19 protein-coding genes are annotated in these 21,958 nt (G+C 61.7%); 6 read left to right on the top strand and 13 right to left on the bottom strand.

The window, feature by feature from the left end; all coding sequences use genetic code 11:
* Nucleotides 1–80: 80 nt before the first annotated feature.
* Nucleotides 81–473 (top strand): hypothetical protein, encoded by a 393-nt coding sequence (locus FNT36_RS10320; RefSeq protein WP_144847141.1) that lies wholly within the window; start codon nt 81–83, stop codon nt 471–473.
* Nucleotides 474–585: 112 nt separating this feature from the next.
* Here the strand turns inward: FNT36_RS10320 and serA are convergent, their stop codons facing one another.
* On the bottom strand, nt 586–2,487 hold the full coding sequence (gene serA / locus FNT36_RS10325) for a phosphoglycerate dehydrogenase (protein ID WP_144847143.1): 1,902 nt from the start codon (nt 2,485–2,487) through the stop codon (nt 586–588).
* A 94-nt stretch (nt 2,488–2,581) separates the two neighbouring features.
* On the opposite strand from serA, the gene FNT36_RS10330 reads away from it, so the two are divergent.
* Nucleotides 2,582–3,088: a hypothetical protein gene (locus FNT36_RS10330; protein WP_144847145.1), complete on the top strand. Its 507-nt coding sequence runs from the start codon at nt 2,582–2,584 to the stop codon at nt 3,086–3,088.
* Between the two features lie 137 nt (nt 3,089–3,225).
* On the opposite strand, the gene FNT36_RS10335 is transcribed toward FNT36_RS10330, so the two are convergent.
* A complete protein-coding gene (locus FNT36_RS10335) occupies nt 3,226–4,128 on the bottom strand; it encodes an NAD-dependent epimerase/dehydratase family protein (protein ID WP_144847147.1) in 903 nt (300 codons plus the stop codon).
* 197 nt (nt 4,129–4,325) lie between these two features.
* On the opposite strand from FNT36_RS10335, the gene FNT36_RS10340 reads away from it, so the two are divergent.
* The gene (locus FNT36_RS10340) at nt 4,326–5,405 is read left to right on the top strand and encodes an NAD(P)-dependent alcohol dehydrogenase (protein WP_144847149.1); all 1,080 of its coding nucleotides are present in this window, start codon (nt 4,326–4,328) and stop codon (nt 5,403–5,405) included.
* A 71-nt stretch (nt 5,406–5,476) separates the two neighbouring features.
* On the opposite strand, the gene FNT36_RS10345 is transcribed toward FNT36_RS10340, so the two are convergent.
* The 3 genes from FNT36_RS10345 to FNT36_RS10355 all read right to left on the bottom strand — a co-directional run bounded on the left by FNT36_RS10345 (nt 5,477) and on the right by FNT36_RS10355 (nt 7,651).
* On the bottom strand, nt 5,477–5,875 hold the full coding sequence (locus FNT36_RS10345; RefSeq protein ID WP_144847151.1) for a DUF983 domain-containing protein: 399 nt from the start codon (nt 5,873–5,875) through the stop codon (nt 5,477–5,479).
* Nucleotides 5,876–5,979: 104 nt separating this feature from the next.
* Nucleotides 5,980–6,843, bottom strand: coding sequence for an AraC family transcriptional regulator (locus FNT36_RS10350; protein ID WP_144847153.1), 864 nt, complete (start codon nt 6,841–6,843; stop codon nt 5,980–5,982).
* Nucleotides 6,844–6,931: 88 nt separating this feature from the next.
* On the bottom strand, nt 6,932–7,651 hold the full coding sequence (locus tag FNT36_RS10355; protein ID WP_144847155.1) for a DUF421 domain-containing protein: 720 nt from the start codon (nt 7,649–7,651) through the stop codon (nt 6,932–6,934).
* Between the two features lie 88 nt (nt 7,652–7,739).
* Between FNT36_RS10355 and FNT36_RS10360 the strand changes: the two genes are divergently transcribed.
* The 3 genes from FNT36_RS10360 (at nt 7,740) to FNT36_RS10370 (ending at nt 10,509) form a co-directional block, all read left to right on the top strand.
* Entirely contained in the window at nt 7,740–8,732 is a 993-nt protein-coding gene (locus FNT36_RS10360; RefSeq protein WP_144847157.1) for a transglutaminase-like domain-containing protein, read from the top strand.
* A gap of 254 nt (nt 8,733–8,986) precedes the next feature.
* A complete protein-coding gene (locus FNT36_RS10365; protein WP_144847159.1) occupies nt 8,987–9,847 on the top strand; it encodes an AraC family transcriptional regulator in 861 nt (286 codons plus the stop codon).
* Between the two features lie 161 nt (nt 9,848–10,008).
* Nucleotides 10,009–10,509: an SgcJ/EcaC family oxidoreductase gene (locus tag FNT36_RS10370; RefSeq protein ID WP_144847161.1), complete on the top strand. Its 501-nt coding sequence runs from the start codon at nt 10,009–10,011 to the stop codon at nt 10,507–10,509.
* Between the two features lie 145 nt (nt 10,510–10,654).
* Here FNT36_RS10370 and FNT36_RS10375 read toward each other — a convergent pair whose 3' ends face one another.
* From FNT36_RS10375 to FNT36_RS10410, 8 genes are all read right to left on the bottom strand, one after another.
* Nucleotides 10,655–11,686, bottom strand: coding sequence for an NADP-dependent oxidoreductase (locus FNT36_RS10375; RefSeq protein WP_144847163.1), 1,032 nt, complete (start codon nt 11,684–11,686; stop codon nt 10,655–10,657).
* A 63-nt stretch (nt 11,687–11,749) separates the two neighbouring features.
* A complete protein-coding gene (locus FNT36_RS10380; protein ID WP_144847165.1) occupies nt 11,750–12,715 on the bottom strand; it encodes an aldo/keto reductase in 966 nt (321 codons plus the stop codon).
* Between the two features lie 196 nt (nt 12,716–12,911).
* Nucleotides 12,912–15,806, bottom strand: coding sequence for a hypothetical protein (locus FNT36_RS10385; protein WP_144847167.1), 2,895 nt, complete (start codon nt 15,804–15,806; stop codon nt 12,912–12,914).
* Between the two features lie 6 nt (nt 15,807–15,812).
* Nucleotides 15,813–18,230 carry a hypothetical protein gene (locus FNT36_RS10390; RefSeq protein ID WP_144847169.1) on the bottom strand — a complete coding sequence of 806 codons (2,418 nt, stop codon included), beginning with the start codon at nt 18,228–18,230 and terminating at the stop codon, nt 15,813–15,815.
* 120 nt (nt 18,231–18,350) lie between these two features.
* The gene (locus FNT36_RS10395) at nt 18,351–19,061 is read right to left on the bottom strand and encodes a hypothetical protein (protein ID WP_144847171.1); all 711 of its coding nucleotides are present in this window, start codon (nt 19,059–19,061) and stop codon (nt 18,351–18,353) included.
* Entirely contained in the window at nt 19,061–20,209 is a 1,149-nt protein-coding gene (locus FNT36_RS10400) for an AAA family ATPase (RefSeq protein ID WP_144847173.1), read from the bottom strand. Before FNT36_RS10400 ends, FNT36_RS10395 begins: the two co-directional genes overlap by 1 nt.
* Entirely contained in the window at nt 20,209–20,838 is a 630-nt protein-coding gene (locus FNT36_RS10405; protein ID WP_144847175.1) for a hypothetical protein, read from the bottom strand. Before FNT36_RS10405 ends, FNT36_RS10400 begins: the two co-directional genes overlap by 1 nt.
* Nucleotides 20,839–20,880: 42 nt before the next feature.
* Nucleotides 20,881–21,840, bottom strand: a complete 960-nt coding sequence (locus FNT36_RS10410) for a hypothetical protein (protein ID WP_144847177.1) — start codon at nt 21,838–21,840, stop codon at nt 20,881–20,883.
* Between the last annotated feature and the right edge of the window lie 118 nt (nt 21,841–21,958).

A 21,958-nucleotide genomic window follows, 5' to 3' on the forward strand; every position in this document is an offset into this window, starting at 1 on the left:
CCTGGCGGTAGAAAAACTATGCTGCCACCCGCGCCCGTTCTACCTTTACGGCCTTTCCTATCTGTCCTACCCACGTTTCTATGGCTGCTCCCCGCCTGCGCCAACTGCGCCGCGATAAAACTATTTTTTCCTTGTGCCTGAATATCATTCGGCTGCACCTGGAGGAGAACGCGCTTATTGGGCAGCAGCCGGAGCTGCGCGAGGCGCCCGATACGATGTTGCTGCTGGTGCAGCAGAGCATCGACCAGTGGGTAAGCCTCGCTACTGGCCACATCATGCAAAAGCACAACTGCGCGGCCGGAGACGCTTTGCAGCTACTGGGTGAACTGCAGAACGAAATGAAGGCGAACATCCCAGCGGCTGAGGTATGGCAAATACCGCTTCCGTCCGTATTGGCCCTGCCCCCAGAGCTGCTAGCCAGCCAGCAACCACAAGCTGCTGAAGAACCAGCAGTTGCTAAAGAAGAAGAATAGCTTAAAACTAGAAGTCCGAGCGCGAGCGTAGCGCGCAGTTCACGTTAGGGGTATCCTTTCGTAACTGCTTGCTGCGCTCGCGCTCGGACTACAAAGCCCAAGCTACTGCTCGCTAGTATAGCACCCGGAACTTGATGGTGTGCTCGACTTCGCGCAGGGCCTGAATCACGTCTTGGTCGTAGGCCTTGTCGATATCCGTAATCACGTAGCCCACCAGCTCGTTGGTTTTCAGGTACTGACCTAGGATGTTAACGTGGTGCGCGGCCAGCACATTGTTGATTTTGGCCAGCACGCCGGGCACGTTGGCGTGAATGTGGATGAGGCGGTGCGCCTGCTGCGACGGCAGCAGAATGTTGGGGAAGTTGACGCTCTGCTGGGTGTTGCCGGTGTTGATGTACTGCATGATGCGCTCGGGCACAAACTCGGCAATGTTGCGCTGCGCCTCGGCCGTGCTGCCGCCAATGTGTGGCGTCAGCAGCACGTTGGGCAGGCCGCGCAGCTCACTTTCAAACACCTCCTGGTTGGTTTTGGGCTCGTAGGGAAATACGTCGATGGCGGCGCCCCCTAGGTGGCCATTGTGGAGCACTTCGGCCAGCGCGGGCACGTCTACCACGTGGCCGCGGGCGTTGTTGATGAACAGCGCGCCGGGCTTCATGAGGGCAAAATGCTTAGCGCCGAAGAAATTCTTGTTTTCGGGGCGGCCGTCGATGTGCAGCGTCACGATGTCGGCCTGGGGCAACAGTTCTTCGAGCGTGTTTACTTTGGTGGCATTGCCGAGCTGCAGCTTTTCGGCCACGTCGTAGTACAGTACCTTGAGGCCTAGCGCCTCAGCTACCACCGAGAGCTGTGCCCCGATGTTGCCATAGCCAATGATGCCGAGCGTTTTGCCGCGCACCTCAAACGCACCTTTGGCCGATTTGTCCCACTCGCCTAGGTGCATCTTGGGGTTCTTTTCGGGAATGCGGCGGGCCAGCACAATGAGTTCGGCCAAGGTCAGCTCAACCACCGAGCGGGTGTTCGAAAACGGGGCGTTGAACACGGCCACACCCTTGCGCATGGCGGCGGGCAGGTCTATCTGGTTGGTGCCGATGCAAAACGCGCCGATGGCAATGAGGCGGTTGGCAGCAGCCAGCACGCGCTCGGTCACGTTGGTTTTAGAGCGGATGCCGAGGATGCTCACGCCCTCAATGCGGGCAATGAGTTCTTCTTCATCGAGGGCGCCGGGCACCAGCTCCACCTGGTAGCCTTCCTGGCGGAAGAGCTCGGCGGCGCGGGCATCGGGGTTTTCGAGCAGCAATACCTTGATGCGATTCTTGGGGTAGCTCAGGGTCATGGGTAGCTTCAATTGGTACAAAAACTCATCAAAAGTCGGCAGCACCTCATCGGCGCGGGCGATAACGGTGGGGCGGGCTACGTTTTCGGTGTAAGCGTAAAAACGCTTGGCCAGGCCAGCTTCCCGAATCTGGTAGTCGGTGTAGCCATCGCCGAGCACGTACACGGGGCCGTCGAGCTGCAAGTCTTTCAGCTGCTGAATCTTGCCACCGTCGCGGCTCAGTACGTTGCCCGCGTCGCAGCCCGTAATGGCCCCGCCCTCGTCGAAGGTGAAGGTATTGGCTAGCACATGGTCGGCCGCAATGCCAAACTCGGCTACCACGGGCTCGATAAACTCGCGAAAGCCGCTGCTCACCACATAAATACGGTCGGCGTACTGCCGGAAGAAGTCGCCGTTGCGGCGGATGCTTTCGCTCACTTTGCCTTGCAGCTGCTGCACCAGTGGCCCTAGGTGCTGCCGGTGCGCCCCCAGCAGCGCCAGCCGCTTGCTCAAGGATTCCTGAAAGCCAATTTCGCCAGCCATGCCCTGGTCGGTGAGGGCCTTGATGGCGGCCACGCGGGTGGCTTGGTCGGGCTGGCCCGTGAGGGCAATAGCAGCAAGCTCATCGAGGCCTTCGACCTGTGTAAAGGTTGAGTCGAAGTCGAAAACGAGGTAGGGGAGGGGGGCAGCGGGGTCAGGCATGAGCGCAAAGATGCGGCTACTAGTATCTTGTCTGGGTATACTAGTATTATTTACCTAGATATTTTACCCACGCTGAAAAGGCTAGCTTAGATAGATGGACTACTCAAGCGCTTGGCTTCGCTTCTGCAAAGCGGAGGAAGAGTATTTTGCCAGCAGATATGATTTCGTGCAAAACGAAATGTTGATGGTGAGCGACTTAAACTTGGGATTGGCTAATGCCAGTCATAACGACACGGCGTTAAGGCTCTTACTAGAAGTACGACCAAGAGTGGAAGTGATACTACCCTTATTGCCAATTATTATAAACCTAGCTGTTGACAGCAGTAGTTACTATAGAATAGAATTAGCTCAAGAGGTATTGCACAACTATAAAAGTGAGTCTCGGGCGAGAAGTACCATTCTGACACTAGTATCGACCTACCTAGATGAGAATGACGAGTGGCACTATCGGAGAATTGCTGAGCTTTATGAGTTAATGAGTTATGAGGAAGAGCTTACTGATTTTCTAGCGTTATGTCGAGCAAATGCTAACCTGGAAATTCAGGAAATACAGGAGGATTTTATTGAACGCAAAAGAGTTACTCTTTCAGGCCGGCAATAGAACTAAAAAGTAGCGCGCTTGTGTCGCCATTTCCAATAAGCTGGACCGGCGACACAAGCGCGTTAAACAGTGAAAATCTGACCTAATAGCCGCACAAATAGCTGAGAAAACTTAGGTGTTTGTGCAGCACGCAATACTTACTTCCAATTCGCCTTATCGCGCCAGGTGTGCGTGGGCTCGTAGCCTAGCACGCGGCGGGCTTTTTCTATCGAAAGTAGCGTTTCGTGCTCGCCTAGGTCTTTGCGGACCTCCACGCCGGGCAGAGCTTCTTTCATCAGCTCGGCTGACGATTTTTCCATCACCGTGTCGGCGTTGGCGATAATGAAGGGATGCATGCCGGTGGCCTGCCACTCAATGGCTTTGCGGATGGCCTGAGACCCGTCGCGGGCGTCGATGTAGGCCCACATATTCCACTTGCGCTCGTCGGGGTCGGCTTGGTAGCTTGCGAATTTCTCGTAGTCCTGCGGCTCCATCACGTTGGAGAAGCGCAGGCCGACGAGCTTGAGGTCAGGCGTTTGGTAGCAGAACTGGCGGGCCATGTCCTCCATCAGCACCTTGGCCAGGGCGTAGGCGCTTTTGGCGCGCAACGGGTAGTCCTCGTCTACCGGGGCGTAGGGCGCGTCATTCTCGAAGGGCTCGCCCAGGGTGGTTTCGCTGCTGGCCCAAATGACGTTGCGGATGCCCAGGCGGCGCGACGCTTCAAACACGTTGTAGGTGCCCATGATGTTGTTCTGGAACAAGTGGGCATCGGGATACTGGCGCGGGGTGGGGAAGGCCGCTAAGTGCACGACGGCGTCGAAGGCATTATTGCCCACACCGGCGTGAATGTCAAAACTCACCGACGACAGCGCGTCGAGCGTCTGGCCAAAGTCGGAGAGGTCGGCGATGATGTGCGGAATACCCTTGGCGGGCGCCACAGTGTCGATAACGAATACGTCGTAGCCGTGGGCTTGCAGGTCTTGCACGCAGACTTTGCCCAGCTTGCCGGTGCCACCGGTTACGGCCACGCGGCGGCGCGGGGCTTGTGGTTGATTGCTCATAAAAACAGGGATAATCAGGTAGTGGAAAGGCCGGCCACAGCCAGCTTCCAGCGCATACGGGAAAAGCCCGCTAGCTACTGTGCGTAGGAGTACCTAGGGCCGAATTTTATACCCTAGGTGGTCCAACCCGCTCTGCTAGCGGACGTTTAAGAAGAACTATCACTCTCCCGTTTTTCTCTCTAAAACCAACCCCCTACATGGACGCTTACAAAGTGAAAGCTTACGGCGCTGCCAACTCCATCTTCAGCGGCCTGAAGGAAATGGAAGTGGAGCGCTACGCCCCCAAATCCGACGAGGTGCACATCGAGATTTTGTTCAGCGGTGTGTGCCACTCTGACCTGCACCAAGTCAAAAACGACTGGCACAACACGATTTATCCTTGCGTGCCGGGCCACGAAATTATCGGCCGGGTGAAGGAAGCGGGCAGCGCCGTCACCAAGTTTCAGGTAGGCGACCTAGTGGGCGTGGGCTGCATGATAGACTCGTGCGGTAGCTGCGAGCCCTGCACGCACGGCGAGGAAAACTACTGCGAAGGCCCCGTGAGCTGGACGGCCACCTATAATGGCTACATGAAGCCCCAAAACAAGGAGTTCAACACCTTCGGCGGCTACTCTACCGACATCGTGGTGAAGGAATCCTTCGTGCTCCGCATCCCGGAGACGCTGAATATTGAGGCTGCGGCGCCCATCTTGTGTGCTGGCGTTACCACCTACTCGCCCCTCAAGCACTGGAACGTAGGCCCCGGCAGCAGCGTGGGCGTGGTGGGCATCGGTGGCCTAGGGCACATGGCGGTGCAGTTGGCGCGGGCGCTGGGTGCCACGGTCACGGCCATTACGCAAGACGAGAAAAAGCGCGAGGCAGCCGAGCAGCTGGGCGCGCACGAGGTGCTGATTTCGAGCGACTCGAAGGCTATGGAAGCCCATGAGTCGCAGTACGACTTCATCCTCATCACCATCCCCGATGCGTTCGACATCAACACCTATGTGAAGCTGGCCAAGCGCAACGGCGTGCTTACCACGGTGGGCCTGCTAGGGCCGTACAAGCTACCCGTCAACAACATGGAAGTGGCCATGCACCGCCGCTCCATTTCGGGCTCCATCATCGGCAGCATTGCCGAAACGCAGGAAGTGCTCGATTTCTGCGCCGAGCACAACATTGCGCCCGAGGTGCAGGTGATTAACATGCAGGACATCAACGAGGCCTACGACAAGATGATGGACCGTGACGTGCGCTTCCGCTACGTCATCGACATGGCTACGCTGAAGAACGCAGAATAAACTGACCACCTTACAGAAAAGGCCGACGCTGTGAATAGCGTCGGCCTTTTTTAATGTAGTAGTACCTAAGTCTAAGCGCGAGCTAAGCGTCTGGGATTAAAGCGATACCTTGCGCCGCCAAACCAGTACAGCATGAGCGCCCGCGAGTAGCGTAGCGCGGCCGGGGCCAGCGCCAGTGCCGCGCCAGCCACCGTGAGCACGTAGACCCACACGTCGGGGTCGCCGCCCACGAAGTAGAGTAGCGCGCCTATGGTGAGCACCGTGGCCACGTTGAAGCCGTAGCTGATAAACATGGCGCCCCAGTAGAAGCCAGGCTCGGGCTCGAGGGGTACGGCGCACACCTCACAGCGCTCGGGCATGTCGGTGAAGTGGGCGAGGTTGAAGGCCGAATGCGTGAATAAGCGCCCCTCGTGGCAGTGGGGGCAACGCAGCGAAAGCAGGGCAAGCGTAGGAGATGCAGGGGCAGCCATGGCGATAAAAAGCAAGTAGTAAGGCCTAGGTCGGCACTAGCCGAATGGGCAATACAAAGGTCCGAACCAATCTCTCCTTAGGAGTAGCCTAAAACCCCTCACTTCTAGGACAAATTACCGTTTTGCCGGAAGGCTTCGGGGCTTTGCCCCACATACTTGCGGAAGTAGCGCCCGAAATAGGAGGGGTCGTCGAAGCCCAGTTCATCGGCTACTTGCGCTACGCTGAGGGCTGAGTGGGTGAGGAGGCGCTTGGCTTCCAGTACCACGCGGGCGTGGATGAGGTCGCTGGCAGTTTGGCCCAGCACGCGGCGGCACAGCGCGTTGAGGTAGTTGGCCGTAAGGTGCAATAAGTCAGCATACTCGCGCACGCTGCGTCGGGTGCGATAGTGCTGGTTGAGCAGCGCGCCAAACTGCCGAATCTGGCTTTGGGCCAGGCCGGCCTCGGTGGCGGCGGGGGTGGCGGGGTAGTGGCGCGTGGCCAGCTCCAGAACAAGCCCTAGGTAGGCCCGCAGCACTTCGGCCTGGTTAGGGTGGTCGGTCTGGTACTCGTGCAGCAGCTTTTCGAAGAGCGGCGCTAGCTCATTAGTAGCTGGTAAGTAAAGCGCGGGCGGGTGGGCATTGTCGAAAAACGGCAGTGCTAGCAAGTCTCGCTCGGGGTAGCGAAACTGGTAGAAGCTGGGCTCAAAAAATACCACGATACCGTCGGCATCGGGTTCTAGGTGCCACTGGTGCACCTGCCCCGGTGCCAGGAAGAACACGCTGCCCGGCTTGAGGTCATACGTCACGAGGTCAACGGTATGCGTGCCGTGGCCCTGCGTGACGTACAGCAATAGGTAAAACGAGTGGCCGTGCGGCGCATTCACGTGCGGAAACCGCTCGACGTGCGCTCGCAACTGCTCGGCATAATACGGCGTGCGGACGTGCGGAAATGCGGCCAACGCCAGTACTGGCGGGGTAGGAGCTTTCAAGCGTGCAAGTAGAGGACCTAGGCGCAAAGATGCAGCCAGCCGCGGGCGCCGCGCCAATGTTGAGTGCCCGTGCGTTTTGCGCGCAGACTTAGCCGGGCCGCTCGGCGGTGCTGGCGGGTACCCATTCCTCGCGCTGGCACTCGGGGCAGGTAGCAGGGGTGCTGGCTTTGAGCTGCTGCACGCGGCCACAGCAGTAGCAGGCGTGGGGGCCGGCCGTGTCGGCGCGGCGCAGGCGGCGCTCGCAGTGCTCGGGCCTAATGGGCAAGCCGGCTTGCACCGGGTCGGCCGATGGGTAGAAATAGACGCTGAGGTCGCCGGTCGCTTCCATGTAAGCCAGGCGCACTTGGCCTAGGTGCTCTACTTGCTGCTGCCGCAGTTCACCAAACAGCTCCTTCTGGGTAAGCCGCAGCTTGCGAAAATTTTCGAGCTTGATGCGACCGTCCTCTACCAGCAGCAGCGGCTTGCCCTCTAGCCAATCGCTGAGGCGCGGGTAGCGCCGCATAAGCAGATTAAATAACCAGTACAGCCCCGTGACCACTATAAATACCACGGCCGCATACAGCAGCGAAGTGCTGCCATAGAACATGGTATCGCCCGCTGCCGAGCCTAGGGCCAGCACCAGGCTTATCTCAAAAATGGAGAGCTGCCGCACCCCGCGCCGGCCCGTGACGCGCAGCGCCACAATGATGATGAAGTACATCACGATGCATCGAAACACGATTTCGCCTAGATAGGCGGGCGGCGTGTGGGGCGTCCAGAGGATGCGGTGCCAATCGAAGGGCACCAGAGGGGTAGCAGCGAGCAGCATAAACTAAAAGGGCGTAGATGAGTAGGATAAGATTTGCTGCTCGGCAGCAGGTCGTAATTTTACAACTTGCCTTACGATAACCTCCGCTATGAGATACCCGCTGCTCGCCGCTACCGCGCTGCTCCTCACCGCTGCCGCGCCGGCCACTACTACAGTCGCGCCGCGTAGCCGCACGTTCTTGCTCACGTGCCGGGCCGAGGTGCCCGTGCAGCCAGCTGGCACCAAGCAACTTGAGTTTTGGATGCCCGTGCCGCACAACGATAAGAGCCAGGATATCCGCGACCTTAAGATTGAGGCTGGGGCACCTTATAAGGTAGAAACCGACCAGTACGGCAACCAGATGCTGCATCTGAAGCCCGCCAGCGTGCCCACAGCCCCGCTCACCGTCACGCTCACGGCCCGCGTCACGCGCCGCGAGCACCTCAACCTGCGCGCCACCGACGACCACGCCCCCGCCGAAACCGAAGCAACCGACCCCAACCTCAAGCGCTGGCTGGCCCCCGACCGGCTAGTGCCGCTCGATGCCAAAATCAAGGCCCAGGCCCAGGAAGTGGTAGCTAAAGCCCACGCCACCACGCCACTGGCGAAGGCCCGGGCTATCTACGAGCACGTGGTGAGTACCGTGACCTACGACAAAACCGGCCAGGGCTGGGGCCGCGGCGACATCTACTACGCCTGCGACGCCCGGCGCGGCAACTGCACCGATTTCCACGCCATCGTCATTGGCTACTGCCGGGCCCTAGGTATTCCGGCGCGCTTCAGTATTGGGCTGCCGCTGCCCGCCGACCGCGGCAAGGGCGAGGTGAAAGGCTACCACTGCTGGGCCGAGTTCTTCACCAAGGAAACCGGCTGGGTGCCGGTCGATGCCTCGGAGGCGGCCAAAAACCCCGATAAGCGGGCGTACTTCTTCGGCGCCCACGACGAAAATCGCGTCGAGTTTACCCGCGGTCGCGACCTAAACCTAGTGCCCAAGCAAGCCGGCCCGCCGCTCAATTACTTCGTGTATCCCTACGCCGAGGCCGACGGCCAGCCGGTGGAGAATGTAGCCCGCACCTACACCTTCGAGGACGTAGCTCAGTAGCGCGAACTTTCAGTACGCGAGTAGCAAACAGCCATTCAGGTTAAAAGAAAATAGAACCGGCTGTCATTGCGAGCGCAGCGAAGCAATCTTTCCTTCACGCCAGCGAACGGCTGATAGGCGCAAAAGGAAAGATTGCTTCGCTGCGCTCGCAATGACAGCCGGTTTTGGCACGTTTCGATTTAATCGAAATAGCTTCTCTTCGCGGATTAAAAGTTCGCGCTACAGTACCTTACGGCTGAATAACCAGCCGCACCGTGCCTTTTCGCATTGTCTTGCCTACTCCGGCCCTGCGCCCGTTTGTGCAGCACTACCTGCTGGTGCACGTGCGCTACGATGGCGTAGACCCCCGCCAGGCGATGAAGCCCACGACGCCTGCGCCGCAACAGTGCTTGTATTTCTACCCGCGGGGTGGGGTGCGAACCTTCCACCACAAGGAAAATAGATTTATCGACCTGCCACGCAGCATCTTGGTGGGGCCGCAGGTGTCGCGGCTCGACTTGCATCTGCCCGTTGAGCACTTAGTGGTAGGCGCGGCATTTTGGCCCGGTGGGCTGCACCGGCTGCTGGGCGTGCCGGTGAGCGAAATGCTAGATTTTTCGGTCGAGAGCCGGGCGCTGCTAGGCCCGGCCGTGGCCGAAGTAGCGGCCCGCCTCGAAGAAGCCACTAGCTACGCCACCATGCTGGCCACCCTAGAAACCTATCTGCTGCACATGTTGCGCCGTCTGCGCTCCGAAGCTGAGCAGCCCCTCGACCGGCTGCTGGCGGTGCTGCTGCCTGGCGGCCACCTAGGGTTCCCGCTCGACCACCTGGCCGCCGAAGCCTGCCTGAGCCCGCGCCAGTTCGAGCGCAAATTTGTAGAGCGCGTGGGCTTGAATCCCAAGTTGTTTGCCCGCATCGCGCGCTTCGACCGGGCTTTTCGGCTCAAGGAGCGGCAGCCGGGCCTCGATTGGCTGGCCGTGGCCGTGCGGTGTGGCTACTACGATTACCGCCACTTGGTGCGCGACTTTCGCGAGTTTGCCGGCGTGACGCCTCCGCAACTGCTGGCCGCCGAAACGGCCCACACCCGCGTGGCGGGCGGCGCGGCGGCGCACTATCTGCCTGTGCTGGGGCTGTAGCATGTCGTTTTTTTACTACTTGCAGGGCGGCCGGGAGCCGGAGCTTTGCGAGCCTATTCAGCTGCCTAGGTCCTCAAAAACCACTTGGTAGCAGGAGGCGGCTGTACGAGTGAAAAGCTGTTCGGCCTGAAACTACTCACCTTGATGCCCCCTTTTCTAGTATGAAACTACAACTGCTAAGCCTGGCTGCGCTGCTCGCCACCGGCCACCAGGTGGCCGCGCAAGTGGCCCTGCCCGCTGCCGACATAGAAGCCATTGTGGCCACGCTACAGCACTTTCAGAAGAACCTGAATGACCACAAGTTCTCGGAAATGACAACGTACACCACGCCCGAGGTTACGTCGATAAACATTGTGGGCATGCTATGGCAGAGCGAGCCGGCCGTGCAGAAAGGCCACCAAGCGGTATTCGACACGCGGTATAAGGACATGAAATTTCCGCCGCTTGACGTGGCCGCGCTTGCTTTTCAGCCGCTCACTCCCGAGGTGGTAGTCGTGACAAAAGGCAGCAAGCCGCTGCCGCCCGGCGTGCCGCCTCACCCCCAAACGGCCAACACTACGGTGCTTGTCAAGCGCCAAGGACGCTGGCTTATCGCCGCTTTTCAAAACACGCTGGTCGATGCCAAAGAAGCGCCCAACGACCCCACGCTTAGGAAGGATTGAAATGTCTATAAACACCTGTCATGCTGAGCCTGCGAAGCATCTTCTCACGTTCGAAATAACTTGGCGTAATAAGATGCTTCGCAAGCTCAGCATGACAGACGGGTTTGGCGACGGTTTTCAGTAGTCATTACATTACCCACCAAGCCTAGGGCGCCAGCACGAGCTTGCCGAAGTTCTCGCCCGAAAACAGCTTATTCAGCGTGGGTAGGAAGTTTTCGATGCCGTGTTCGGTTTGCACTTTGGGGCTGGTGAGCTTGCCTTCGCGCAGCCAGCCGGCCATTTCGCGGGCGGCGTCGCCGAAGCGAGCGGCGTTGTCGCCGACCAGGATGCCCTCCATGCGGGCGCGGTTCACGAGCAGCATCATGTAGTTGGCCGGGCCTTTGGCGGGGGCGGTGTTGTTGTACTGCGAGATGGCGCCGCAAATGACGATGCGCGCCTTAAGGTTAATCTGTAGCAGCACCGTGTCGAGAATGTCGCCGCCCACGTTGTCGAAGTACACGTCGATGCCCTTGGGGCAGGCAGTACGCAGGGCGGCCGCCACGTCCTCGGTTTTGTAATTAATACACGCATCGAAGCCTAGCTCCTTAACGCAGTACTCTACCTTGGCTTGGTCGCCGGCTATGCCCACCACGCGGCAGCCCTTGAGCTTGGCAATCTGGCCCACTACGCTGCCCACGGCGCCGGCCGCGCCGCTTACTACTACCGTGTTGCCGGGCTGGGGCTGGCCGGTATCGAGCAGGCCAAAGTAAGCGGTCATGCCGGGCATCCCTAGGGTAGCCAGGTAAGTTTCGAGAGGGGCAAGGCTAGTATCAACTTTCAGCAGGTAAGCGGGATTGGCTGGGTCTTGGGCGGCATCACCTTCGCGCAGCACGTACTGCTGGGCACCCAGCACGCCCGTCACGTAGTCGCCCACCGCAAAGGCGGGGTGCTGCGACTCCACAACTTGGCCCGCGGCCAGCGCCCGAAATACCTCGCCGATGCCGATGGGCGGCGCATAGCTTTTGCCTTCGTTCATCCAGCCGCGCATGGCGGGGTCGAGCGAGATAAGGCTGGTCTTGACAAGCACCTGGCCCGCAGTGAGCGGCGGGATTTCGACGGTTTCAATAGTTAGATTTTCGGGTTTGGGCAAGCCCACGGGGCGCGAAGCCAGCAGCACCCGGGTGTTAGAATAAGACATGAGGAAGGGGGATAAGAAATGCAAAACGCCGCCCTAGGCAGGGCGGCGTTTTTGAGTTGAAAACTAGGCGGCTGCGGTCGGGGCAGGTGCTTGCAGTTCGGCTACATCGTCGGCCGTGAGCTGGAGGTCCATGGCCTCGGTCAGCTCTTTTACTTGGCCGGGGCTGGTGCCGCTGGCGATGGGCGCCGTGATGCCGGGCGCCTGCATCAGCCAGGCCAGCGCCACCTGAGCCGGGGTGGCCGAGTGGCGGTCGGCCACTGCGTCGAGGGCTTTCAGAATCTGGAAGCCTTTGTCATTCAAGTACTTTTTGCCGATGCCCGCGCCGCGCTGGCTTTTCTGCAAGTCGGCCTCCGAGCGGTACTTGCCGGTGAGGAAACCGGCGGCCAGCCCGAAATACGGAATGACACCGATGCCACTAGCCTGTACAATGCCTAGGTCGTCTTTTTCGAAGGTTTCGCGGTCGTAGAGGTTGTACTCAGGCTGGAGGCTTTCGTAGCGCGGCAGGCCGTTTTGGGCGGCGTCGAGGGCCGCTTGCAGGCGCTCGGGCTTGAAGTTAGAGGCTCCGATAGCGCGGATTTTACCTTCTTTCAGCAGCTCGGCGTAGGCTTCGAGCGGCTCGGTCACGGGCAGGCTCTCGTCATCTTTGTGGCTCTGGTAGAGGTCGATGTAGTCGGTTTGTAGGCGCTTCAGCGACGCTTCCACAGCTTGCTTAATGTAGGCTTTCGAGAGGCCGCTTTTGCCGTCGCCGAGGTCCATGCCCACCTTGGTAAAGATGAGCACGTCGTCGCGGCGGCCGCGCTGCTTGAGCCAGTTGCCAATCACGGTTTCGGACTGCCCGCCGCCCTGGTGGCCGGGCACCCAGGCCGAGTAGACATCGGCCGTATCAATAGCATTGCCGCCGCCCGCCACGAAGGCGTCGAGCACAGCGAAGGAAGTCTTTTCGTCGGCCGTCCAGCCGAATACGTTGCCGCCCAGTACGAGCGGGGCGATGTGTAGGCCGGAGTGGCCGAGTTCACGAAGGGTTGCCATTAGGTGAGTTGTCAGTAAAGTAAACGGTTGTCATGGCGAGCGTGTCCCGCATCGAGCGAGGACGAAGCAATCGCACCCGAAAGGCTACGTTAAAAAGAAGCCCACAACCATTTTTGTTCTGACTAAAGCCTTTCGGTGCCATTGCTTCGACCTCGCTTGATGCGGGACACGCTCGCTATGACAAACGCTTTCTGGCTTACTCCTCGTCTAGCTGATGCAGCGATAGCCGGCCTGTCGATGCCAGCAGCGCAAACTGCTGGCGGTGGCTGGTGGGCAGGACGGCTACCAGGTCGGGTACCTCGATAAGGCGCACAAGTTGCGCCCCGTCCGGTCCTAGGGCATAAAGGCTTGCTTGATTGATGCTTATGCCGACAACGTGCGCGGCCCCGACAAAGCACAGGCCATGGATGGAAGGTGAGGCGTCGTCAGCCGTTAGCTGCTCCCAAGGGGCGTTGCGAGTTGGTTTTGAGGGTTCCCAGCGCATGAAGCCCTCTTCAGAAACAACAGCGAGTGAAAGCTCGGCGGTATAGGGCGAGCGCACGAGTTGATAAGCCTCTGTAGGCAAAATGTGCATACGGTGGCGACCACTTTCAGCGAGCCATATCATTTGGTTCTGCCAGTACGTGAAGTACTTGCCGTCGTAGTAAAGCAGCGAGCCCGGCCAGCCATACTCGGTTCCGCTAAAGGACTGCTCGGCGGTGGAAAGCCGGTACGTCAGCGCCGGGAGTAGCTGGCCAGTGGCCGTGTAGCGTTGCAGTAGCACCGTGTCGCCTTGTAGCTGGGCAGCGGCGGTGCCCGTGGGCAGCACGGCTACCCGGGTGGGCCAGGGCGGCAGCCAGGTAGGGCACTCCACGGTGAGCGCCTCCGCAAAATGCTTGTTTTTAGGTAAATGCAGGGTGGGCAGCGCTGCGTTGGCCGAGGTGCGGACTAGCAGTGTGGTACTCTGAAACTCGTCGACTACTAGCTCCATGTGCGTTTCGGCTGGCAGAGGCACCGCCCAGGAATAGTATTCGAGGTGGCCGTACCAATTGCCGCGCGCTAAGTGTAATTGCTCGCCGCGCACGCCTAGGGCCACCCACTGGTGGCGGTGGCTAGCGGCTTGCTTCCACTTGATGGTCGCATCCAGCTGCATGGTAGCGGGGCGCCGCGCAACCGTGGCCCGTAGCGGCTGGCTGGTGGTGTAGCGGCTACAATCGGCGGCGAGCAGGCGGTCGGTAGGCTCGAAATGGCGCAGCAGCGGCAGCGGTTCTAGGTTGCCAGCCGCGGCCTCGGTGCTGATAACCTCGTAGGCAATATCGCGCGACGCGGTGAGCAGTTCGGGCGTGGCATGGCGGTCGGCCACGGTGGCCAGCACGCGCAGCAGCGGCACCTGCTGCGCCGAGGTGGTGTGCTGCCGAAATACCGTCTGCACCTGCGCCCCTAGGTCGTGCGCCTGGGCGGAGGCCAGCTCGAAGTACTGCGTGAGGCACACTTCGGGCTGCTTGGGGCTGGCCCAGCCTTCGAGCAGCACCTGCTGGGCGCGGTCGGGGGCGTGCAGCTTGTCGGCCAGCAGGCGGGCGGCGGCGGGCCGGTCATCGTTGTCAAGCAGCAGGGTGATGCCGCGCTCGTAGTGGCGGGCGGCCAGCGCCGGCTGGGCCAGCTGAGTGTAGAGGTCGCCGGCTTTTTCGTGCTGGGTTAGCTCGGCGTAAATCTCGGCGGCTTCGAGCAGCAGGCCGCCACGCTCGAGGCACCGGGCGGCTCCGGCGGGACTGTGCAAGTGGTCTTTGTGCAGGGCGGCCGCTTCGCGAAACAAATGGCCCTGCTCCAGCGCATTGGCCGCCGCTAGGTAGTCGCCCAGCAGGTGGGCGTGGATGTAGGCGGCCTTGGCGTAGCGGCCGGCTAGCAGCTCTTGGTTGGCGGCTGACTGATACTGGCGGCGCAGGTCGTGCTGGTAGTCGCCGATGTCCCACTGGTCGGTGGCGCGGCCCCCGCCCAGGCCGCTAAGGTTGAAGGACGTATTGCGGGGACCTAGGAGGGCCAAGGGAGGCGCAGTACCCCGGTTTTGGTACGGGCCGCCGAGCGGAATGGCGTACTTCAGGGCCTCGGCCGGGTTGTCATTGAACAAGCGCAGCAGCCGCTCAATCTCGTTCTGGCGCTTTTTTTCAAGCGCGTTGAGGTTGCCGGCCAGCCACTTTTCGAGCCGGCCTGGCTGCGCGGCCTGGGGTCGGCCAAAGTGTGGGGCGGGCGCAGGGCGAGCGTCTTTGTTACCATCAAGGAACTTCACTAACATTCGCACAACCAGGGCCAGCACGATGCCCATGCTGCTAAAGGAGCCTTGGCTCAGCAGCGCAAAAATGCCCAGCACGCCCACCGCCACCAGTACCACCCCCCCCAGCACCTTGAATAGCCGCCCCCAGTCGAAGCCGTGACCACTGCTCGGTTCGCGGCCCTGCCGCTGCCGACGCACCCACCCCAGACAGGTTTTCACTAGCTGGTAGCGCAGCTGCTCAAACCACTGGCGCACGGGGCCGGGCTGCGCTTCGGCGGTACCGGGTAGGTCGGTGAGGGGGGCGGTGCCCACGTCTTGCTGCAAGGTTTCGAGCACCTCGGCGGCCGTGGGGCGCAGTACCCGCAGCTGCTGCAAGCGGGGCTTGGGCGAGTGGCCTGGCTGGGCGCGGCCCCAGTCGGTGGGGCGCGGCGGGGCGCAGTCGAGCAGCGTGCCTAGGTCTAGCTCGTCGATGGTGTCGAAGCCGACCAAGCCAATGCTGGGATGCAGCAATTGGCGCGGCCATAGTAGGGCGGCTTGCAACTCGTCAGGCGTGGTGGCGGGCCATAGCCCGGCCTGCACCGGCACGTAGAGGCGCTGCCCGGCTACCTGGCCGTAGGGCTCCAGCACATCAGTGGGCAGGCTGGCGCCCTCGGCTACTACCACAAACAAGCCCGCCAGTTGCCCCGAGCGGATGGACTCGGGCACCAGGTAGCAGCTGAGCTGGCTGGCCGCCAACTGCCAGCGGCCCAACTCGCGCAGCCAGGCGGCCGGGTCAGTACCGCGCAAAAAGGCCGCGCAAGCCGGGCGCTGCGCCTGCTCGTGGTAGCGAAGAGTGAGCTGCATAAAAAACTACACCAAAGGAGCCGTAAAACGCTGAAGGTACTGCTGGTAAAAATTGGATGGAGCTAGCTGCTGGGCCGGGTGATGGCCGGTGAAATAGGACGAGCCCGTCACGATGCCATTGGCTGCCCAAGCGGCGGTGGGCTGCCCAATGACGAGCAGCACTGTTAGCTCGGGCACGCTGGCATCGGCGCTACGCAGGTGCAGCAGGCCCCGCGTATCGACCACGGCCTCGCTGCCATCGGGCCAGGCAAAGCGGCGCACAAGCGAAGCATTGCTGGCCTCGGCGGGCGCTACATCGACGGCCGTGGCTTTGGCTCGTGGGGAGGGATTGCTATCCGAATCAATTCTACTCAAAAACTGCAACTGGTGCGTTGTGGGCAGCGATTGGTTTTTGAGGCGCAGCGCGTAGCCATCAACCAGCAGTTCGCCGGCTCCGTTGACGCTGATGTTACTGATGCGGTGAAACACGCTGTATCCGTTGTTGATGAAGCGCTTGAAACTGCCAAATTCGGGCAGGAGCCCTACCGGATGGTGGTAGGGAAATGCGGCGTCACGTCGCCCGAGCACGGCGCGCTGCTGGCAATCAACTAGTAGGGTGCTGCCTCCGCGCCGCACATAGTAGCAGTTATCTTTAAATGCCACCTTTATGACCTGTTCGGGCTCATCCAGCTCATCAGCTAAGTCGATGAGCTCTGCGCTGCCTTTGCGCAAGCTGAAGCAGTACACGCGCAGCAGCCCAGGCCCGCTCACCAGTATGTACGCTTCAGTTTCCGCATCACTGCCGAAGTAATAGGTGCCGGCCTCGATGGTAGGTAGTAGCTCGCGCGCGCCCGTTGAGCGCTCGGGCCAGTATAGCACGCGCCGGGTATCCGTTACGGCCAGGCCGCCTAGGCGCGGGTGAAACAGCGCATTGCGCCCTGACAGCCGCAGGCTAACGGTCGGGAAGTAAAGCGGGGCTGGCACGCACTTTAGAAATGCTGGCCCCACCAGCGGCGGCAGGGCCGGTACAGTCCGTCGCGGGCGGCGGGCGGTCAGTAGCTCGTCTAAGTCGTAGCGGCTGGTGCTCAGTAGGGTGCGGTGGTTGTTTTGGTATTCAAACAGCTCTAGGGCGCCCGCGCGGCTCACCGTCAGCAAATACCGCAGGCCGGGCTGCGCTGCCGCCAGCCGCTGGCTGAGCGCGGGCTGCTGTGCGGCCTCCGCATCGGTAATGAGCAGGTAGTCGGTGCCCGCGGCGGCGGGCTGGTCGAGACCTAGGGCGGCGAGGGCCGGCCCGCAGTGCAGCGCCGGGTCGAGGCAGCCTAGGGCCTGCACCACGCCCTCAAAGGAGTCGAGGTCGAGCGGGGTGCTGGCCTGGCCACCCAGGGAGTAGGCTGTGAGGGCGGCCCGCGTGCGCGGTAACTGCGCGTGGTAGGCCCAAGCCAAGGCTGCGGCCAGGCCAAAAACCCGGGGCGTACCCCATAGCCGCAGGGTGGTATCGAGCAAAACGACGCGGGGCCGGGCCTGCGGGCGCGGCGGCTCTTCGCGGCGCAAATACAGCGCCTCGTTGTTGACCAGGCGGGCCGTGAGCGACAGGTCGTCGTGGGCTAGTTCGCTGAGCAAGAGCCGGTCAAAGTTGCCACGGTTAGTGATGTCAGCCACGCCGCCCAGGGGATGGTCGCTGGCTCCGTGCGTGTGCATCGGCACGTGCAGGGCCGCTACCAGGTGCTGCGCCAAGTTCACCAAGCCGGTCGTGCGCTGGTCCTGGGCCAACTGCTCGAACAGGGAAAGCGGCTGGTCGGGCACGGCGGGCGGCTCGGGCGTGGGCAGGGATGCCGGCAGCTGGTCGAGGCCGGTGCGTAGGCGCAGGGCCAGTTGCTCGGTGGTAGGAAAGCGGTGGAAGGCCTGGGCCAGGCAGTCTAGCTCCTGAAGCACGGTGCGGCGCGTGAGCTGATTGGCGGACTGCACCAGCTTCGTATCCAGGCGGCCGCTATCCCACAAATCCAGTATGTTGCTAGCTAAATTGGCTTGTATCTGGGGTGCCTGACCCACAAAGACTTCCCGGAACAGGTGTAGCTTGGGTTCGCCAGTGCGGAGCGTAGGCGGCAGGCCACGCACCACTACCAAAAAGCCCACCGCCTGCACCAGGCAGCGGCGCAGTACCTGAGGTTTAGGGTCGTCGTTGCCCGGGGGCAGGTCTTGCAGCAAGCCATCGAGCACCGGCGCTTGCCCAGGGGCGGCAGGGGCCGTGTCGGCGCAGGCGGCCAGCAGCAGCAGGACGGGGGCGAGCGGCGGCAGCCCCTGCTCAGCCACCGCCCGCAATACACGGATTAGCTCTTCGCGGTAGCCAATGGTGTTGCCATTGTACCACTCCACAAACCGGCCTTCCTCAGCCCATTGCCAAAAATGGCCGCGCGGCTGCTGAAAGTAAGACAGGATTGAAGACAAAACCGAAGGCGACTCACTCATAGGACTTATCCCTGCGTAAAGGTCTGGCTAATAATTGTCATGCTTCACTGCGTTCAGCATGACCTGATTTTTTCCCTTCATCATCAAAGAACAAGCTCATCATTCAAAACTAGCAACGGTGAGCCGCACGGCGCTGCGTGTGGCGGGTACTAGGTGCGCCAGCGGCACCCGCTCCCAGCTGCCATCGGGGGAGAACAAAAGCAGCGCGTCGGCCTCGGCATTGAGCTGCTGGGCGAGTAGTGGCCCCAGCAGCGCAGCCTCAAAGTCGAAGCCAGCCGGCAGCAGCAGGTTGCCTTGCTGCCAGTATTCTTGGCTGGCCAGCGGGGGCAGCGGGGTGCCTAGCACCAGCACCTGCCCCTCGGCCGATGCCGCGAAGCGCAACGGGCGCAAGCGGCTTTCGGGGGCGGCCTCGGCGTAGGCTTGCCAAGCGGCCAGTGTGGTGAGCAAAGCAGCCCCAGCCTGCGCCCGGCCCGACGGCACCAGCCGCACTTGGTAGCGCGGGGCAACTTGGGCGGGCAGAGCCGCTGTGGGTATTTCTAGGGGCACGAACTCGGCCAAAGGCTGCCAGGTCAGGTTCGGCAGCAGGGCCGTGGGCGTGCGCTGCCCAGCCGCAAACAATCGGCCTTGTGCATCAAGCTCATACGCCTGCACGGCGGGTAGGGCGCGCACGGGCAGCGGCAACTCGCCGGTGGCGGGCAGGCCGCGCAGCCAGAGCTGGCCGGCCGCTTCGGCGGCTTGCAGGCCGGGCAGGTGACGCACTGCGCCTAGGGTGGGCCGGTCGGGGGCGGCTAGCACGAGGAGGCGCTCCATTAGGCTTGTAAGGCTTTCTGCCACAGCGCATCTAGCGGCTCTTGCACGTAGCCGCGCTGCACCTCATTGGTGAGCCACTGGGTGCGGCCGTGCAGGTAGCGCAGCTGGTCCTTGATGGTGGTGCGCTGGGCGGGCGAGGTATCGGGGGCGTCCCACTGCGCGGCTAGGGCGGTTATCTCGCGCAGCAGGGCATCGGCATCGGGGGCGTCGTGGCCGGCCGCCCGCGGGTGCTGGCCGGGCTGCTCGTCGGCGTGCACCACGGCATCGACAATGCCGGCAATAATCTCGCGCTGCTCGTCGGTGTCCCAGATGTAGCGCAGTACCCACATATCGGAGGCGATGACGGTGGTGCGCTGGCACAGCAAGGCGCTGGCCGCCAGCAGCCGTTGCAGCTTCACGGCGCGGCGGTCGGACACGGCCAGGCCGGCCAGGCGCAGCTTGCTGATAAGCTCAGTATACTGCGGCCGGATGCCACCCAGCTCTACCTGCGGCACGGCGGCTTGCAGGCGCAGCACCTCGTCGGCCCCGATGCTGGGGGCCTCGGTGGTGGCCGGGCGCTCCAGCGTCCAGCCGGCTTCTAGCACGTCGGCTAGGGCCGTGGGGGCCACGTAGTCGCAGTGCACGCGCACCAAAAAGCGGTCGAACAGCGCTTGCAGGGCTTCTTCTTCGGGCAGGTGGTTGCTGGCGCCTACCATCAGCAGGGCCGGCAGCGGGCGGTTTTCGCGGCCCCGCCGAAACACCCGCTCGTTGAGCACCATCAGCAAGCTATTGAGAATGGCGCTGTTGGCATTCAACAATTCATCCAGAAAAACCAAGTGCGCCTCGGGCAGCATGCCTTCAGTATTGGTAACCAGCTCACCCTCGCGCAGCCGCCGGATGTCGAAGGGGCCAAATAGCTCGTTGGGCTCGGTAAAGCGCGTGAGCAGGTACTCGAAGGTGCGGCCGTGCAGGCGCTGGGCCAGCGCACGCACCAGCGCGCTTTTGGCCGTGCCGGGCGGACCTAGTAAGAACAGGTTTTCGCGCCCCACGAGGCACAAGCACAGCAAATCAATAATGTCGTCTTTGCCGATAAATGTAGTTTTGAGGTAGCGGGCTACGTCGTTGAGCTTGGCTACCAGCGGCCATTCTTGGCTCAGGTCATGGGGCATCAGGCAAGGAGGGTAAACGTGTGAAAATCGGGCCACAACTGGGCGCTGTAGGCCCCAAGCGCGGCCTGCACCAGCGGCGCGAGGTGGGGCTGGCTGGCGCGCTGCCGGTCCTGCGCCCCAATGATGCGGTCGACATATGCTCCCCGCAGCGCCGGATGCGCCAGCAAAGTAGCCTCGGTGGCGTCATCGGCCGGCTCGTGCCCCACAAACGACAGCGGCCACTGCCGGGCCGTGTGCCGCAGGCGGACCACCAGCGTGTCGGCCGGGGCCAAGCCTTTGGCGAGTTGCAGCAAATCGGGTAGGTAGCGCAGGCTAAGGTCGGCCGAGTAGCTGGCCGCTGGGGTTACCTCGCCCTCAAATTCGGGTAGGTGCCGGGCAATGGCCGCCTCATCTAGCTCGCGCACCACGGCCAGCACGGCAGTATAGTACAGATATTGAACCGCCCACAGCGCCGCTGCCGCCTCGAAGGCCGGCGCGGCGTGGGGCAAGTCCAGGCGGTCTTCGGCGTAGTATTCCCTGAGCAGTTTTTCAGTTGCTTCTAAATCGGCAGTCTCAAAAGGGACTGGTTGGCCCGACACGGTAATGCTGCCCGTAGCCAGCAGGTCTTGCAAAAAAGAAGTCAGCAGCATAAGGAGCGAAGCTATTCTAGCTTCGTGTCTGCCAAGATAAGCTCACTCCTTGTTCAATACCAGCAGCAAGCCTTGTAGCTCTTGATTGAGCAAGCGCACCGCCGATTGCAGCTCGTTGAGCATATTGGCACGCACCGTGAGCTCGTCGGCCGAGTACTGGCCGCCCTGGCCGAATAGCAGCGCGGCAAACTGCCGGCCCTTTTTCGATTCGGGGCGGGCGAGCTGGCCGTAGTGCTCCCAGCGCTGACGGGTATTGTGGGCCAGGCTAGTTTGGCCGCTGTTGCTGAAGGCTGGCTCGGTGAGCATGTACCACACGCTCGGCGGAAACACGTCAGACGTAGGCTTTTCGCCCCAAACATCGGCCAGTAGGTTGCGCGGGTGTTTAAACTCAGCGGTATGCTCGCCACCTAGGGTCAGCAGCCCTAGCCCCGCCGCCAGCAAGCCGCCCCCGATGCCAAAAGCGTACTGCCCCGACTTGTTTTCGATAACGGTGGTACCGATGCCACTGGCAGCCCCAATGCCTATGCTGAGCACGTTGAAGCGTTGAGTGCGGCGGTCGTCCTGCTCGCCGAGGTAGCCGGCTACCTGGTCGGCGCGCTCGCCCTCGCAGTCGAGCTCGGCGGCTACGCTAGCCACGGCGGTGCTCACTAGTATTACCTGGTCCATGATGCGCTGACGCTGGCGTACGACGGCCAAATCGGCGGCCGGCTGCTGGCGGCGGGGCTGGGGCCAGTTGGCAGTTTCCTGTAGCGCCAGCAGCTCTTGCAGCTGCGGCAAGATACCGGCTGCATTGGCTGCCAGTAGGTTGCGGCGCGGGTAGTGGGCCAGCAGCGCGGGCGTGAGAGCCGCCTCAAAATTAGCCTTAGGAAGCAGGGCCGGGTCGTAGCGGTAGGAGAGGGGCGGGTCGCAGTAGCCAGCGGCCACGCGCAGGCGAGTAGTCGAGCGGGTGCCCGCACAGCTGGCTAGCGTGAGGAGCAGGGCGCAGAGGTAGATTTTTGGCATGTGATGCTGGTAAGCAGCGCCTAGGTAAGACTAAGCAATAAGCAAACTTACCGTAGCCGTGCTCTCCGCAACCCGTTGGCAATGATACAGGCATGGTCTGCTACTAGCTAGTAGCAAG

Origin of the sequence: Hymenobacter setariae (genome assembly GCF_007713685.1) — a bacterium.
Classification (GTDB): domain Bacteria; phylum Bacteroidota; class Bacteroidia; order Cytophagales; family Hymenobacteraceae; genus Hymenobacter; species Hymenobacter setariae.